Annotated in this window: 13 protein-coding genes and 2 tRNA genes; 11 read left to right on the plus strand and 4 right to left on the minus strand. The window is 61.2% G+C overall.

Going from position 1 to position 16,221, the window contains the following annotated elements; translation table 11 throughout:
* Positions 1-33: 33 nt before the first annotated feature.
* From hflK to H045_RS23495, 5 genes are all read left to right on the plus strand, one after another.
* Positions 34-1,209: an FtsH protease activity modulator HflK gene (hflK, locus tag H045_RS23475; RefSeq protein ID WP_003236241.1), complete on the plus strand. Its 1,176-nt coding sequence runs from the start codon at positions 34-36 to the stop codon at positions 1,207-1,209.
* On the plus strand, positions 1,209-2,075 hold the full coding sequence (gene hflC, locus H045_RS23480) for a protease modulator HflC (RefSeq protein ID WP_003236240.1): 867 nt from the start codon (positions 1,209-1,211) through the stop codon (positions 2,073-2,075). Before hflK ends, hflC begins: the two co-directional genes overlap by 1 nt.
* Before the next feature lie 303 nt (positions 2,076-2,378).
* On the plus strand, positions 2,379-3,566 hold the full coding sequence (locus tag H045_RS23485) for an ATP phosphoribosyltransferase regulatory subunit (RefSeq protein WP_003236238.1): 1,188 nt from the start codon (positions 2,379-2,381) through the stop codon (positions 3,564-3,566).
* 54 nt (positions 3,567-3,620) lie between these two features.
* The gene (locus H045_RS23490; protein WP_003236236.1) at positions 3,621-4,910 is read left to right on the plus strand and encodes an adenylosuccinate synthase; all 1,290 of its coding nucleotides are present in this window, start codon (positions 3,621-3,623) and stop codon (positions 4,908-4,910) included.
* A gap of 140 nt (positions 4,911-5,050) precedes the next feature.
* A complete protein-coding gene (locus H045_RS23495; RefSeq protein WP_015373633.1) occupies positions 5,051-6,985 on the plus strand; it encodes a methyl-accepting chemotaxis protein in 1,935 nt (644 codons plus the stop codon).
* A 108-nt stretch (positions 6,986-7,093) separates the two neighbouring features.
* Here H045_RS23495 and H045_RS23500 read toward each other — a convergent pair whose 3' ends face one another.
* From H045_RS23500 to H045_RS23515, 4 genes are all read right to left on the minus strand, one after another.
* Positions 7,094-8,647, minus strand: a complete 1,554-nt coding sequence (locus H045_RS23500) for an ABC transporter permease (RefSeq protein WP_041931567.1) — start codon at positions 8,645-8,647, stop codon at positions 7,094-7,096.
* Positions 8,647-9,672 (minus strand): extracellular solute-binding protein, encoded by a 1,026-nt coding sequence (locus H045_RS23505; RefSeq protein WP_003236230.1) that lies wholly within the window; start codon positions 9,670-9,672, stop codon positions 8,647-8,649. Before H045_RS23505 ends, H045_RS23500 begins: the two co-directional genes overlap by 1 nt.
* 144 nt (positions 9,673-9,816) lie before the next feature.
* Positions 9,817-9,903: transfer RNA gene (locus H045_RS23510), tRNA-Leu, on the minus strand.
* 154 nt (positions 9,904-10,057) lie between these two features.
* Positions 10,058-10,144: transfer RNA gene (locus H045_RS23515), tRNA-Leu, on the minus strand.
* 225 nt (positions 10,145-10,369) lie between these two features.
* On the opposite strand from H045_RS23515, the gene rnr reads away from it, so the two are divergent.
* From rnr to rplI, 6 genes are all read left to right on the plus strand, one after another.
* The gene (gene rnr, locus H045_RS23520; protein WP_015373635.1) at positions 10,370-13,000 is read left to right on the plus strand and encodes a ribonuclease R; all 2,631 of its coding nucleotides are present in this window, start codon (positions 10,370-10,372) and stop codon (positions 12,998-13,000) included.
* Entirely contained in the window at positions 12,997-13,758 is a 762-nt protein-coding gene (gene rlmB, locus H045_RS23525; RefSeq protein WP_015373636.1) for a 23S rRNA (guanosine(2251)-2'-O)-methyltransferase RlmB, read from the plus strand. Before rnr ends, rlmB begins: the two co-directional genes overlap by 4 nt.
* Before the next feature lie 305 nt (positions 13,759-14,063).
* On the plus strand, positions 14,064-14,486 hold the full coding sequence (gene rpsF / locus H045_RS23530) for a 30S ribosomal protein S6 (protein WP_003236224.1): 423 nt from the start codon (positions 14,064-14,066) through the stop codon (positions 14,484-14,486).
* A 28-nt stretch (positions 14,487-14,514) separates the two neighbouring features.
* Positions 14,515-14,745, plus strand: a complete 231-nt coding sequence (gene rpsR / locus H045_RS23535) for a 30S ribosomal protein S18 (protein ID WP_002551829.1) — start codon at positions 14,515-14,517, stop codon at positions 14,743-14,745.
* A gap of 36 nt (positions 14,746-14,781) precedes the next feature.
* Positions 14,782-15,675, plus strand: a complete 894-nt coding sequence (locus tag H045_RS23540) for a YybS family protein (protein ID WP_003236222.1) — start codon at positions 14,782-14,784, stop codon at positions 15,673-15,675.
* Positions 15,676-15,693: 18 nt separating this feature from the next.
* The gene (gene rplI, locus H045_RS23545) at positions 15,694-16,140 is read left to right on the plus strand and encodes a 50S ribosomal protein L9 (RefSeq protein ID WP_003171376.1); all 447 of its coding nucleotides are present in this window, start codon (positions 15,694-15,696) and stop codon (positions 16,138-16,140) included.
* Positions 16,141-16,221 lie beyond the last annotated feature (81 nt).

Here is a 16,221-nt window from a genome sequence, read left to right on the forward strand (position 1 = left end):
GGCGCGTCTTTGCTTTATCAGATGGAGAGCGCTATGGCTTGGAATGAGCCGGGTGGCAACTCGAATAATCAGGATCCTTGGGGTGGTAAGCGCCGCAATAATGGCGACCGCAAGGGGCCACCAGATCTCGACGAGGCCTTCCGAAAGCTGCAGGAAAGCCTGAATGGGTTGTTCGGTGGTGGGAAAAAACGCGGTGGTGACGACGGCGGTCGCACAAGCAAGGGCGGTGGGTATGGCCTGCTGGGCCTGGGTCTTGTCGTACTGGCGGCCGTATGGCTTTACAGCGCCGTTTACGTGGTGGACGAGCAGGAGCAAGCCGTGGTGCTGCGCTTCGGCAAGTACTACGAGACGGTCGGGCCGGGCCTGAACATCTACTTCCCGCCGATCGACAAGAAGTACATGGAGAACGTTACGCGTGAACGTTCCTACACCAAGCAGGGCCAGATGCTGACCGAAGACGAGAACATCGTCGAAGTGCCGCTGACCGTGCAGTACAAGATCACCAACCTGCAGGACTTCGTGCTTAACGTCGACCAGCCGGAAATCAGCCTGCAACACGCCACCGAAAGCGCCTTGCGCCATGTGGTGGGCTCTACCGCCATGGACCAGGTGCTGACCGAAGGTCGTGAGTTGATGGCCAGCGAAATCAAGGAGCGCCTGCAACGGTTCCTGGATACGTATCGCACCGGTATCACCGTCACCCAGGTGAACGTGCAGAGCGCAGCCGCACCGCGTGAAGTACAGGAAGCCTTCGACGACGTGATCCGCGCCCGTGAAGACGAGCAGCGTTCGCGCAACCAGGCTGAAACCTACGCCAACGGCGTCGTGCCGGAAGCCCGTGGTCAGGCCCAGCGCATCCTTGAAGATGCCAACGGTTACCGCGACGAAGTGGTCTCGCGCGCCAAGGGTGAGGCGGATCGCTTTACCAAGCTGGTCGCCGAGTATCGCAAGGCACCCGAGGTCACCCGTGAGCGTCTGTACCTGGACACCATGCAGGAAGTCTTCAGCAACACCAGCAAGGTTCTCGTGACCGGCAGCAAGGGTGGGCAGAACAACCTGCTGTACCTGCCGCTGGACAAGATGATCGAAGGTGGTCGTAGTGGCGCCAGCGCACCGTCCACCGGTTCGAACGCCGCTGCCAACGAAGCGAGCGCCCGTGCGGCCGCTGACCTGCTGCAACAGCAAACACGTACCAGGGAGAGTCGTTGATGAGCAATAAATCGCTGACCGCCCTGATTGTGGGCGTCGTCGTGGTCATCGCTGCCTGGAACTGCTTCTACATCGTGGCTCAGACCGAGCGCGCGGTGCTGCTGCAATTCGGTCGCGTGGTCCAGGCGGATGTCCAGCCCGGCCTGCATGTGAAGGTCCCCTACGTGAACCAGGTGCGCAAGTTCGACGCACGCCTGATGACCCTGGATGCACCGACGCAGCGCTTCCTGACCCTGGAAAAGAAAGCCGTGATGGTTGACGCCTACGCCAAGTGGCGCGTCAAGGACGCCGAGCGTTACTACACCGCGACCTCCGGCCAGAAGCAGCTTGCCGATGACCGTTTGTCGCGGCGTCTCGAGTCGGGCCTGCGTGACCAGTTTGGCAAGCGCACCCTGCACGAGGTGGTATCCGGTGAGCGTGATGCGCTGATGGCGGATATCACCCGCTCGCTGAACACCATGGCGGAAAAGGAACTGGGTATCGAAGTGGTCGATGTACGCGTCAAGGCCATTGACTTGCCCAAGGAAGTGAACCGCAGCGTGTTCGAGCGCATGAGCACCGAGCGTGAGCGTGAGGCGCGTGAACACCGCGCCAAGGGTAACGAGCTGGCTGAGGGGATCCGTGCGGATGCCGACCGTCAGCGTCGTGTCCTGCTGGCGGAAGCCTATCGCGAGTCTGAAGAGGCCCGCGGTGATGGCGATGCGCAAGCGGCTGCGATCTACTCCAAGGCCTACGGCCAGGACCAGGAGTTCTACGCGTTCTACCGTAGCCTGCGTGCCTACCGTGAAAGCTTCGCGAACAAAACCGACGTGATGGTGCTGGACCCAAGCAGCGATTTCTTCCGCTACCTGGAAAAAGCCAAGTAATCAGCTCGTCACTGTGCAGGAACCACTCCGTCGGGCGGCTAAAATGCCTGGCGGGGTGATCCTTTCAGAAAACGGGTGTATGATGCGGCAGCCGGGAAATTCCCGGCTTTTTTGCGTCTGCATGTTTGATTGTTGATGGCCGCGCAGGCGCCACCGGTTTTTCGAGGAAAGTGCCCGACGAGGCCAGTTGCAGGTCGTTCGTCACGTCGCTCTTGCGCGTGTTTTATGCAAGGGGCGGGTGTTTTCTGCTTCACTCAAGGCTCGGCCGAGGGCTGGCCGCCCGGATCATAGGGGAATGGCGTAATGGCAACGGTAGACCGCTGGCTGCTGCCAGATGGCATCGAAGAAGTACTGCCACCGGAGGCTGCGCGCATTGAAGTAGCGCGTCGCCAGGTGTTGGATCTGTTCCAGAGCTGGGGTTACGAGTTTGTCGTGACTCCCCATATCGAGTACCTGGAATCCCTGCTGACCGGCGCGGGCCAGGACCTGGATCTGCGCACCTTCAAGGTTATCGACCCGCAATCGGGCCGGCAGATGGGCTTTCGTGCCGACATCACGCCGCAGGTTGCGCGCATCGACGCGCACACCCTGCGCCGCGAAGGCCCGAGTCGCCTGTGCTACGCCGGCAGTGTGTTGCATGCTCAGCCGCGTGCCTTGTCGTCTTCGCGCAGCCCGATCCAGTTGGGGGCCGAGCTGTATGGCGACGCCAGCCCGAGCAGCGACGTTGAAGTGATCAGCCTGATGCTGGCCATGCTGCAACTGGCGGATGTGCCGGATGTGCACATGGACCTGGGCCATGTCGGGATCTACCGTGGCCTGGCCCGTGCCGCCGGGTTGTCCGGCGAAGTCGAGCAGCAGTTGTTCGATGCCCTGCAACGCAAGGCCATCGATGAAGTCATTGCTCTGACCGAAGGCGTGCCTGCAGACCTCGCCGGCATGCTGCGTGCGCTGGTCAACCTGTGCGGTGGCCGTGAAGTGCTGGTGGCCGCGCGTGAGCGTCTGGCCAATGCGCCGGCGTCCGTATTGGCTGCACTGGACGACGTGCTGGCCATCGCCGAGCAGTTGTCGGCGCGTTTCCCGCAGTTGCCGCTGTACTTTGATCTGGGCGAGTTGCGCGGCTACCACTACCACACCGGCGTGGTGTTCGCCGTGTTCGTTCCGGGTGTTGGCCAGGCCATCGCCCAGGGCGGTCGTTATGACGATATCGGCGCTGACTTTGGTCGCGCGCGTCCGGCCACCGGCTTTTCCACCGATTTGAAAACCCTGGTGACCCTGGGGCGTGCTGAGGTCGAGCTGCCGTCTGGTGGCATCTGGATGCCCGACAGCACGGACGCAGCACTCTGGCAGCAGGTTTGCCAGTTGCGCAGTGAGGGTCAGCGTGTGGTCCAGGCGTTGCCTGGGCAGCCATTGGCCGCCGCCCGTGAAGCGGACTGCGACCGGCAATTGATTCAGCAGAACGGGCTTTGGCAAGTATCGCCACTGGCTTCTTGAGTTTTCCTGCCGGCCATCGCCGGCACCAAGTTTGCGCGAATGAGGACAAGTGTTATGGGTAAGAATGTCGTAGTCCTGGGCACCCAATGGGGTGATGAGGGCAAAGGCAAGATCGTTGATCTGCTGACCGAACATGCTGCCGCCGTAGTGCGCTACCAGGGCGGCCACAACGCTGGTCACACCCTGGTTATCGATGGCGAAAAAACCGTCTTGCACCTGATCCCGTCGGGCGTGCTGCGCGAAGGCGTGCAGTGCCTGATTGGCAACGGCGTGGTGGTAGCCCCCGACGCCCTGCTGCGCGAGATCACCAAGCTGGAAGAAAAAGGCGTGCCGGTGCGCGAGCGCTTGCGTATCAGCCCGTCCTGCCCGTTGATCCTGTCTTTCCACGTTGCCCTGGACCAGGCCCGTGAAAAAGCGCGTGGCGAGCTGAAGATCGGCACCACCGGTCGCGGCATCGGCCCGGCCTACGAAGACAAGGTCGCCCGCCGCGGCCTGCGTGTGGGCGACCTGCTCAACATGCCGCGCTTTGAAGACAAGCTGCGTGAACTGGTGGATTACCACAACTTCATGCTGGTGGGTTATTACAAAGAGCCTGCCATCGAGTTCGACAAGACCCTGGCCGAGTGCAAGGAATACGCCGAGCTGCTCAAGCCGCTGATGCTGGACGTGACCGCCGAGCTGCACGACCTGCGTCGCGCCGGCAAGGACATCATGTTCGAAGGCGCCCAAGGCTCGTTGCTGGACATCGACCACGGCACCTACCCGTACGTGACCAGCTCCAACACCACCGCCGGCGGCGTTGCCACCGGTTCCGGCGTTGGCCCGATGTTCCTCGACTACATCCTGGGCATCACCAAGGCCTACACCACCCGCGTGGGTTCGGGGCCGTTCCCGACTGAGCTGTTCGACGCAGTCGGTGCGCACTTGGCCAAGCAGGGTCACGAGTTCGGCGCCACCACCGGCCGTGCCCGTCGTTGCGGCTGGTTCGACGCCGTTATCCTGCGTCGCGCCATCGATGTGAATAGCATCTCCGGCATCTGCCTGACCAAGCTGGACGTACTCGATGGTCTGGAAGCCATCAACATCTGCATCGGCTACAAGGATGCACAGGGCAATGACGTGGCGCCGACTGACGCTGACAGCTATGTCGGCCTGCAGCCGGTGTATGAAGAAGTGCCGGGCTGGAGCGAGTCGACCGTGGGTGCCAAGACCCTGGAAGAACTGCCGGCCAATGCCCGTGCCTACATCAAGCGTGTTGAAGAGTTGATCGGTGCGCCGATCGACATTATTTCGACGGGCCCGGACCGCAACGAAACCATCGTTCTGCGCCACCCGTTCGCTTGATAAGCGATTGATGTAAAAAGCCAAAGGGCTCCTTCGGGAGCCCTTTTTCATGGGCATCTACCAGACGGCACGACACTTGCTGTGATTCTCTCTTTCGGAGTGCCATCAAATTAGTGGCACCTGTGGTGGAGGGATTCCCGATGTCTGCCGTTCTCTCGGTGTTACAAAGTCGTCTGTTGCGTCCGGTGTTCGTTACTCTGGGTATCGCCCTTTTGGTGCAAGTGCTGGTCGCCGTCGCGCTGACGCGGAGCACGGTCACGGCGTTGGAGGCAGATTTGGCCGCGCGTCTGGGCATCGACAGCCAGAAGCTCTCAGGCGAACTGGCCCAGGCCGGCAAAGAGGTCACGTCGAGCCTGGACAGCTTGTCCACCAGCACGCGCCAGCGCCTGACTGCAGGGATTTCGACGCGGCTGCAGGAAGAGCAGAAGCAACTGCGTGCGACCCTGGAAAAAGACCTGCAAGACTCCGCCAACGACATGGCGCAGTTGCTGGCCTCAGTGGCGCCGCGCGCCATGTGGGACAGCGACGTGCCGGCGCTGTCGGAGTTCGCCCGGCGTGCGCAGCGCAATCCCAACGTGTTGTTCGTGGTCTATGACGACGCCACGGGCGAGCATCTGACCCGCTACCTCAACCGTGAAAACCCGATCAACCAGGCGCTGCTGGCCAAGGGCGCTGGTGAGCGCGCCCTCGACAAAGTGCTGGATGCGGCCAGGTCCGATCCTGCCGTGTACTACGTGGAGGCGCCCATCAGCCCCAATGGGGTCGAGATCGGCAAGGTGCGCATGGGTGTTTCCACCGCCTCGGTGGAGGCGAATCTGCAAGCCCTCGATAAACGCTTCGCCGCGTTGATTGCCAGCGGCGATCAACTGGTGGGCGACAGCCTCAAGGGCGCAGCGGCCGACAGCGCGTCCGCCATGGGCGCGCGCCTGCAATCGGCCCAGGCCACCGCCAATCAGATGACGGCCAACACCACCGATGCTGTGCAGGACGCGGCGGGCACCCTGCGCTGGCGCATCGGCATGGGGCTCGCCATCGTGGGCTTGGCAGTGTTGCTGCTGATCGCCGTCGTGCTGGGGCGGCGTGTGGTCAATCGCCTGAAACTGTTGATTGCCGCCATGGATGACCTGGCGGCGGGCGACGGTGACCTGACCCGGCGCGTGCAAATCAACAGCAAGGACGAAATCGGCGCCATGGCCTCGGCGGTCAATCGCTTTGTGGATAAGTTGCAGCCGATCGTGCGCGAGGCGGGCGATGTGGCCCAGCGTACCGGGGTGGAAATCGGCGCCATGACCCTGCGTAATGCCGGTGCCGATGCCGCGGCCGGCTTGCAGCGTGATGAGGTCGCCGAGAGCCTGCGGGAGCTTTCGCAAATGGCTGATGAGGCCCAGGCCGAAAGTCAGGCGATGCAGGCGGCGTTGCAGCAGGTGGTGGATATTCGCCAGGCCACCGACGAAAATGCGCGTACGTCGGCCGAAGTCGGCAGTTTGATCGAGGCACTGGCCGGGCAGGTGCAGGCTGGCTCCCAGGTTATCGAACGGCTGGCGCAGCAAAGCGAACAGATCGAGGTGGTGCTGACCGTGATTCATGGCATTGCCGAACAGACCAACCTGCTGGCGCTCAACGCGGCGATCGAAGCGGCGCGTGCCGGCGAGACCGGGCGTGGCTTTGCGGTGGTGGCGGACGAGGTGCGTGCGCTGGCCAGCAAGACCCAAAGCTCTACCGGGGACATCCAGGCGCATATCGTCGCGTTGCAGCAAGGCGCGCGCGAGGCGGTGGAAACCATCGGCAAGGCCGGGCGCCAGGCCAGCGAAGGCTTGCTGGTGTTGCGCGACAGTGAGCGTTTACAGCAGACGGTACAGGCCTCGGTGGAGCAGGTGCACGCGGCCATTGGCCTGGCGACGCGCGCGGCCGAGCATCAGGCTCAGGGCGCGCATGCGGTGCGGGGGCGGGTTGAGGTGATCCATGCGCAGGCCGAGCGTGCTGCGCAGGCGGTGGTGGAGACCACGGCCAGTGGCAAGGTGCTGGATGGGCTGGCGGCGCAACTAAAGGCCAGCCTGGGGCAGTTTCGGGCTTAGCGGTGCTTGTACCGGAGCCATCGCAGGCAAGCCAGCTCCCACATTGAACTGCATTGCAGCGCTGGAACTCGTTCAACTGTGGGAGCGGGCTTGCCTGCGATAGCTCTTTCAGCGGCTCAGATACATCCGTGTCGTCAGCAAATACACCGGTAACCCCGATACCAGAATCAACAACGCCGCATAGGGTGCTGCCGCCGCAAATTCGATATTGGAGGTATGTGCCCAAACGGCAGTCGCCAGGGTATTCAGCCCGGTCGGACTGAGCAGCAGCGTCGCCGTCAATTCCTTCATCGCATCCAGAAACACCAGCGCAAATGCCGCACCCAGCGCCGGGAAAATAATTGGCAGGGTCACGCGGCAAAACGCACTGAACGACGACGCGCCCAGAGTGCGTGCAGCCTCTTCCAGCTGCGGCGCAGCCTTGTTCAGGGCCGTACGAATCGGCGCCTGGGCCAGTGGCAAAAACAGCAGCGCATAAGCAATCAGCAACAGCGCCGAGGTTTGATACAGCGCCGGCACGTAATGCAGCGCGAAATACACCAGTGTCAGGGCGATGACCAGCCCAGGCAGGGCGTGCAGCAGATAGGGCAGACGCTCGGCCCAGATCGCCAGTCGGCCTTTGTAGCGCACCACCAGAAGCCCCACCGGCACCGCCAGCACCAGGCACAGCGCCGCGCCGCCCAGCGAGAGCGCCAGGGACGAGAGCAACGCCTCGCCAATGTCGGTCAGCGGAAACGCCGCCGACGAACCCACCGCCAGCCAGTACCCGAGCATGCCCAGCGGAATGCCGCTGCCGATTACCGCCAACGCCAGGCAATACAGCTGACCCAACGGTACCCACTGGCCCAGCTTCACCTGCCCGGCATGCCGTGCCGCGCCCTGGCCGATACGCACATGTCGGCCCTTGCCGCGCACGCGCAGCTCAAGCCACAGCAGGGTCAGGCACATCACCAGCAACACCGCCGACAGCATCGCGGCATTGGCATTGCTGAACTCCAATTCGAATTGCTGGTAAATCGCCGTGGTGAAAGTCTGCAGGCCGATGATCGACAGGGCGCCGAACTCCACCAGCATGTGCAGCGCGATCAGCAACGCACCGGCCAGCAGGGACGGCCACAGCAAGGGCAGGGTGACGCGCACGAACACGCGCCAGCGATTCATGCCCAGCGTGCGCGCGGACTCTTCAAGGGAGGGGTCCAGGTTGCGCAGGGTCGCTGCCACCGGCAGGAACACCAGCGGGTATTTGGACAGCGTCATCACCAGGATCGCCCCGCCGAGCCCTTCGAAACTGGCGCTCAGCGACACCCAGGTAAAGCTGCTGACAAACGCTGGCACCGCGAACGGCAGGCACAGGATCACGCCCCAGATACGCCGTCCCGGCAGGTTGCTGCGTTCGAGCAGCCACGCCAGAGACAGGCCGATGACGCCACACGCCACGGTAACCCCGACCATCAGCGCCAACGTATTGCGCAGCAGGCCGAACACGTAAGGCCGCCACAGCAAGTGCAGGGCCTGGGCCCAGCCGGCCTGCCAAGCCTTGAGTCCGACATAGACCAGCGGCAGCAGGCTCAGGCCAACCAGCAACAGCACGGGCAACAGCAGCCAGATCGACGGCCGTTTGCGCCGGGGCATGAGCCTCGACACCGATAGCGATGGGCTCATCAGTTCAAGCCAACCTCGCGTTCCAGCTCAAGAGCTTCCTCGGCATTGCCAAGGTCGGCGGGCGTGACTTTCGGCGGTTGCAGCTCATTGAACGGCTTGAGGCCACGGCTCGATTGCATCCCCTTGCGCAGCGGGTATTCGGCCGAGGTATTGGTGATCACGCGTTGGCCTTCTTCACTGGCCATGAATGCCAGTAACTGCTGGGCTTCTTTCGGATGTTTGCTGGACTTGAGCGCGGCGGCCGAGGACACCGTGATCAGGCCACCGGCATCGCCGTCAGTAAAATAATGCAGCTGCGAATCCAGATTGGTTTTTTCTTTCTTCAAGGCAAACCAGTAGTAGTTGTTCACCAGTACGGTGGCCACTTCGCCATTTTCCACCGCTTTGAGTGCCACCATATTGTTGCTGTACACCTTGCCGAAGGCGCGCAGGCCGGTCAGCCATTCTTCAGCCGCCTCGCGCCCGTGCAGCTTGATGATCGCCACGGCCTGTTCCTGAAACGCGCCGCTGGTGGGCACGAAGCCGACTTTGCCTTGCCACTCCGGGCCGGCGAAATCCAGCACCGATTTGGGCAGGTCTTTTTCCGCAATCAGTTTCGGGTTGAAGGCCACCACGCGGGTGCGCGCGGTCACGCCCATCCAGTTGCCGTTGCGGCCCACATAGTCCTTGGGCAGCACGTCGAGGGTGCTGGCATCGATATTGGCCAGCAGGCCTTGCTCGCCGAGCTTATTGAGTGGCGGGGATTCTTCGGTGTAGATCACGTCGGCTGGTGAGCGCTCGCCTTCTTCGACGACTTGGCTGGCCAACTGATTGCTGCTGCCTTTGCGCACGTTGACGTGAATGCCGGTTTTGGCTTCGAACGCCTTGGCGAGTTCATCGCCGACTTCTTTGTGTTGGCCGTTGTAGAGGGTCAGGGAGACTTTGTCGGCGCTGTGAGCTGAGGGTGAGAGCAGGGTCAGGCTGAGCAGGGTGAGTGTCAGACCACGCAGAAAGGATGTTTTGAGATGGGTAGAGCGGATAGTCATCCGACGGTTTCCTCGCTTTAATGCAACAAATCGTTGCAAGGATAAACGATAAAACTTCTCAAGTACGGGCGAGGAGGGTGAATCGCCGGAAGTTTTCAAACCCCGGAAACGAAAAAACCCGCTTTCGCGGGTTTGATCTGAATTTGGTGCCCAGGAGAAGACTCGAACTTCCACGACCTTGCGATCACCAGCACCTGAAGCTGGCGTGTCTACCAATTTCACCACCTGGGCATTATCAAGCAACGTTGCCGCTGTTGATGGGGCGAACTATACGGCGGGCTTTTTAATCTGTAAACCCCTGCCTCGAAAAATATAAATCAATTTTTTCGTTAAAAATCAAAGGCCTGAAACGAAAAAACCCGCTTTCGCGGGTTTGATCTGAATTTGGTGCCCAGGAGAAGACTCGAACTTCCACGACCTTGCGATCACCAGCACCTGAAGCTGGCGTGTCTACCAATTTCACCACCTGGGCAGCATCAACCACGTTGCCGTCGTCGATGGCGCGCACTATACGGAGCCGATTTTAAGCTGTAAACCCCCGCTATCAAAAAACTCTGGAAAACTTCGCCAGTGGTCGTGCAAGGTGTGCAATCAATGGCACAAAAGGCTTTTTAAGGGCTTGTTGACGCCTGAAATTTCCCGTTTCAATACGCGTATGCCAAACTAACCCCTATATAGACAAGGTGAAAACTCTCTAATGGCCGATTGGCAGTCCCTCGATCCCGAGGCCGCTCGTGAAGCGGAAAAATATGAAAACCCTATTCCTAGCCGCGAACTGATCCTGGCGCACCTCGCCGATCGGGGTTCGCCTGCTAGCCGCGAGCAACTGGTTGAAGAGTTCGGTCTGACCACCGAAGACCAGCTCGAAGCCCTGCGCCGCCGTCTGCGTGCCATGGAGCGCGACGCTCAGTTGATCTACACCCGCCGTGGCACCTATGCGCCTGTGGACAAACTCGACCTGATCCTGGGCCGCATTGCCGGTCACCGTGACGGCTTCGGCTTCCTGATCCCGGATGACGGCAGTGATGACCTGTTCATGAGCCCGGCGCAAATGCGCCTGGTATTCGATGGCGACCGTGCCCTGGCGCGTGTTTCCGGGCTGGACCGTCGCGGTCGCCGCGAAGGTGTGATTGTCGAAGTGGTGTCCCGCGCCCACGAGTCCATCGTCGGCCGTTACTTCGAAGAAGGCGGCATCGGCTTCGTGGTGCCGGATAACCCCAAGGTCCAGCAGGAAGTGCTGATCACTCCGGGCCGCAATGGCGCCGCCAAGGTCGGTCAGTTCGTCGAGGTGAAAATCACTCACTGGCCAACGGCACGCTTTCAGCCTCAGGGCGATATTGTTGAAGTGGTCGGCAACTACATGGCGCCGGGCATGGAAATCGACGTCGCGCTGCGGACCTACGATATTCCGCATGTGTGGCCCGAAGCCGTTATCAAGGAAGCGCGCAAGCTCAAGCCGGAAGTGGAAGACAAGGACAAAGAGAAGCGCATCGACCTGCGCCATCTGCCGTTCGTCACCATCGATGGCGAAGACGCTCGCGACTTCGACGATGCGGTCTACTGCGAAGCCAAGCCTGGCAAACTTCGCCTGTTCTCCGGCGGCTGGAAGCTGTATGTCGCGATTGCCGACGTGTCCAGCTACGTGAAAATCGGTTCTGCGCTGGATAACGAAGCCCAGGTGCGCGGCAACTCCGTGTACTTCCCTGAGCGTGTGATCCCGATGCTGCCCGAGCAGCTGTCCAACGGCCTGTGCTCGCTGAATCCGAAAGTCGACCGCTTGGCGATGGTGTGCGAGATGACCATCTCGAAAACCGGCGAAATGACCGACTACCAGTTTTACGAAGCGGTGATTCACTCCCAGGCGCGCCTGACCTACAACAAGGTCAGCACCATTCTGGAAACGCCGAAGACCAGCGAAGCCAAGGCCCTGCGTGGCGAATATGCCGGCGTGGTTGCGCACCTCAAGCAGCTCTACGCGCTGTACAAGGTGTTGCTGGGTGCCCGTCACGTGCGTGGCGCGATCGATTTTGAAACGCAGGAAACCCGAATTGTCTTCGGTTCCGAGCGCAAGATCGCCGCAATCACCCCGACCACTCGTAACGATGCGCACAAGCTGATCGAGGAGTGCATGCTGGCGGCCAACGTGGCCACCGCAGAATTCCTGAAAAAACACGAAATCCCTGCGCTGTACCGGGTGCACGACGGCCCGCCGCCGGAGCGTCTGGAAAAACTGCGCGCGTTCCTTGGTGAGCTCGGCCTGTCCCTGCACAAAGGCAAGGACGGCCCGACGCCGAAGGATTACCAGGCACTGTTGGCCAGCATCAAGGACCGTCCGGATTACCACGTGATCCAGACCGTGATGCTGCGCTCCCTGAGCCAGGCGGTGTACAGCGCCGATAACCAGGGCCACTTCGGCCTCAATTACGAGGCGTACACCCACTTCACGTCGCCGATTCGCCGTTATCCGGACCTGCTCACGCACCGAGCGATCCGCAGTGTGATCCATTCCAGGCAGGACACCCCGCACGTCAAGCGCGCCGGTGCCATGAGCATTCCGAAAGCACGGATTTATCCGTACGACGAAGCCGCTCTGGAACAGCTCGGCGAGCAATGCTCCATGAGCGAACGCCGCGCCGACGAAGCCACGCGCGATGTGGTGAACTGGCTCAAGTGCGAGTTCATGAAGGACCGCGTGGGCGAGTCGTTCCCGGGTGTGATCACCGCCGTGACCGGCTTTGGCCTGTTTGTCGAGCTGACCGACATCTACGTCGAAGGCCTGGTGCACGTCACCGCCTTGCCGGGCGACTACTACCACTTCGATCCTGTGCATCACCGCCTGGCGGGCGAGCGCAGCGGTCGCAGCTTCCGCCTGGGCGACACGGTGGAAGTGCAGGTCATGCGCGTCGACCTCGACGAACGCAAGATCGATTTCGGCATGCCCGACAAGCCGACCGAGCCGGCTGGCCGTAAAAAACGCGGCAGCGAAACCACAGCCCAGTCCTCGAAAGGCAAGGCGGCGGCTGCAACCGCGACGACGGAGTCTGCGCCTGCCAAGTCTGGCCGTCGTTCCTCTGCCAAGGACAAGTCCCCGGAAGCCTACCGTCCGAGCGATGCTGCGGCGAAGAACGCCGAGCTGCGCAAGAGCCGCGAGTTGAAGCAGCAGTTGCTCAACGAAGCCAAAAGCGGCGGTAAAGCGGCGTCTGGGGGAAAGTCCCAGGCGGCGGAAAAAACGTCGAGCAAGACCAGTAAACACCGTAAAGGCCCGTCCAAGACGGGTTCGGCCCCTGCCAAGAGCGGCGGGTCGCGCAAACCTAAGGCCAAGTCATGAGTCTGGAAAAAATCTACGGCGTGCACGCCGTAGAAGCACTGCTGCGTCACCACCCCAAGCGCGTCAAGCAGGTATGGCTGGCCGAAGGTCGCAGCGAGCCGCGCGTTCAGGCGCTGGTCGAGCTGGCGACCCAGAATAAAGTCGCCATTGGCCAGGCCGAGCGTCGTGAAATGGACGTCTGGGTCGAAGGTGTGCACCAGGGTGTGGTTGCCGATGTCAGCCCGAGCCAGGTGTGGGGCGAGGCCATGCTCGACGAGCTGCTCGACCGTACCGAAGGCGCGCCCCTGTTGCTGGTGCTGGACGGCGTGACCGACCCGCACAACCTCGGCGCCTGCCTGCGCTCGGCGGATGCCGCTGGCGCTCTGGCAGTGATCGTGCCCAAGGACAAGTCGGCCACTCTGACGCCGGTGGTGCGCAAGGTTGCTTGTGGTGCGGCGGAAGTGATCCCGCTGGTGGCCGTGACCAACCTGGCGCGCACCCTGGAAAAACTCCAGCAGCGCGGCCTGTGGGTCGTGGGCACGGCAGGGGAGGCCGAGGTCAGTATTTATGACCAGGATCTCACCGGGCCGACCATCCTGATCATGGGTGCTGAAGGCAAGGGCATGCGTCGCCTGACCCGCGAGCATTGCGATTACCTGGTCCATCTGCCGATGGCCGGTAGCGTCAGCAGCCTCAACGTGTCGGTCGCCACCGGCGTGTGCCTGTTTGAAGCCCAGCGCCAGCGGGGCGCCAAAGCTAAGGCCAAGCCGAAGAACTAGCCAAGTCTGGCTCAGTTCAAAATGTGGGAGCTGGCTTGCCTGCGATAGCATCACCTCGGTATCACTGAAACACCGAGGTGCCTGCATCGCGGGCAAGCCCGACTCCCACATTTGTTTTGTGGTGCTTGGAAGATTGTTCAAATAATCACCAATCACCTTGCACGCTTCCTCCCCCTTCTCTACAATTGCGCCCCTTGCCTTCCCGGCAGGCACCGATGTGCCTCCCCTGTGGCAAGTCCATAAGTGTCATTCACTCCTTGTCTGACCGTTTTTGAGCGGCAGGCTACAACCCGTAAGGAGCATTCATGCGTCATTACGAAATCATCTTTTTGGTCCACCCGGATCAAAGCGAGCAAGTCGGCGGCATGGTTGAGCGTTACACCAAGCTGATCGAAGAAGACGGCGGCAAAATCCACCGTCTGGAAGACTGGGGCCGTCGTCAACTGGCCTATGCAATCAACAATGTTCACAAGGCTCACTACGTGATGCTGAACGTTGAGTGCACCGGCAAGGCCCTGGCCGAGCTGGAAGACAACTTCCGCTACAACGATGCAGTGATCCGTAACCTGGTCATCCGTCGCGAAGAAGCCGTTACCGGCCAATCCGAGATGCTCAAGGCTGAAGAAAACCGCAGTGAGCGCCGTGAGCGTCGCGACCGTCCTGAGCACGAAGGCGCTGATAGCGCTGACAGTGATGACAGCGACAACAGCGATAACGCTGACGAGTAATCCACGGACCTTTTAAGGAGCCTATCAAATGGCACGTTTCTTCCGTCGTCGTAAATTCTGCCGTTTCACCGCTGAAGACGTGAAAGAGATCGACTACAAAGATCTCAACACTCTGAAAGCCTACGTATCCGAGACCGGCAAAATCGTTCCAAGCCGTATCACCGGTACCAAAGCACGTTATCAGCGTCAGCTGGCCACCGCTATCAAGCGCGCCCGCTTCCTGGCCCTGCTGGCCTACACCGACAGCCACGGCCGCTGAGACCGGGCAGTCGACAAGTAGTAAGGGATTGAATGCATGCGCGCCTTGGCTGAGTTCATCATGCGCGGTCGTATGCAGGCCACTCTGGTAGTGGCCGGCTGTGCGGCATTGCCGTTGTTGTATTGGTTGGGTGCTGCCGCGGGATGCCTTGTGCTCCTGCGGCGCGGTTTGCAGGATGCCATTGGCGTCCTGGCCCTGGGATTGCTGGCCGGCCTTGTCTGGTGGCTGCAATTGGGCGAACCCAAGGTGCTTATGGTGCTGTTGGGGTCGTCGTGCCTTGCGTTGGTTCTGCGCGCAAGTGAGTCCTGGGTCCGCACGCTGCTGGTCAGCGTGGCAGTGGGGTTGGTGTATTCAGTGTTGCTTGGCGCGGCTTTCCACCCGCAAATCGAGGCGCTGGCGCAAGAGATCGTCAAGGTCCTGCCGCAAGCCCTCGGGGAGCTCTACCAGCAATTGTCGGTAGACGAGCGAGCGCGTCTCGCAGCATTGATAGCACCGGTCCTGATCGGCCTGATGGCGGTAGTGTTGCAGGTGGTCAGCCTGCTGAGCCTGATGCTTGGGCGTTATTGGCAAGCGTTGTTGTACAACCCGGGTGGTTTTGGTCGCGAGTTTCGCAGTATCAGAATCCCCGCGGGCCCGGCGATGTTGCTGCTGGCATGCATGGTGGTCGGACCGAACTTCGGTCCACAGGCAGCCCTGTTATTGCTGTTTTGCAGCGTACCGCTGGTGTTTTCCGGGCTGGCCCTGATTCACGGGCTGGTGGCGCAGAAGCGCCTGGCCAGGTTCTGGCTGGTGGGGTTGTACGTGACGCTGGTGCTGTTCATGCAGCTGATTTATCCGTTACTCGTGGTTTTGGCCATTGTCGACGGCCTGATTGATTTTCGCGGTCGTCTGGCGCCGAAAGACGCCGACAACGCGAACGGTGAAGGTTAAAAGTTAGAGGATTTTCACATGCAACTGATCCTTCTGGAAAAAGTCGCCAACCTGGGCAACCTGGGCGACAAAGTGAACGTTAAGGCCGGTTACGGTCGTAACTACCTGCTGCCATACGGCAAAGCCACCGCTGCAACCGCTGCCAACCTGGCTGCGTTTGAAGAGCGTCGTGCCGAGCTGGAAAAAGCCGCAGCAGACAAAAAAGCGTCGGCCGAAACTCGCGCTGCCCAACTGGCCGAGCTGGAAGTGACTATCACTGCCACCGCTGGCGACGAAGGCAAGCTGTTCGGTTCGATCGGCACCCACGACATCGCTGATGCACTGACCGCCTCCGGCGTTGAAGTGCAGAAGAGCGAAGTTCGTCTGCCGAACGGCACCATCCGCAACGTAGGCGAATTCGACGTAGCCGTGCACCTGCACGCCGAAGTTGAAGCCACCGTACGCGTTGTCGTGGTAGCAGCTTAAGCCGCACCCAACTGACTGGCACCTCGCGTGCCAGACGGTTAACATCGGGCACGATCCTGTTCACAGGTCGTGCCTTTTGTT

Origin of the sequence: Pseudomonas poae RE*1-1-14 (assembly GCF_000336465.1) — a bacterium.
In the GTDB taxonomy this organism is placed as follows: Bacteria; Pseudomonadota; Gammaproteobacteria; order Pseudomonadales; family Pseudomonadaceae; genus Aquipseudomonas; species Aquipseudomonas poae.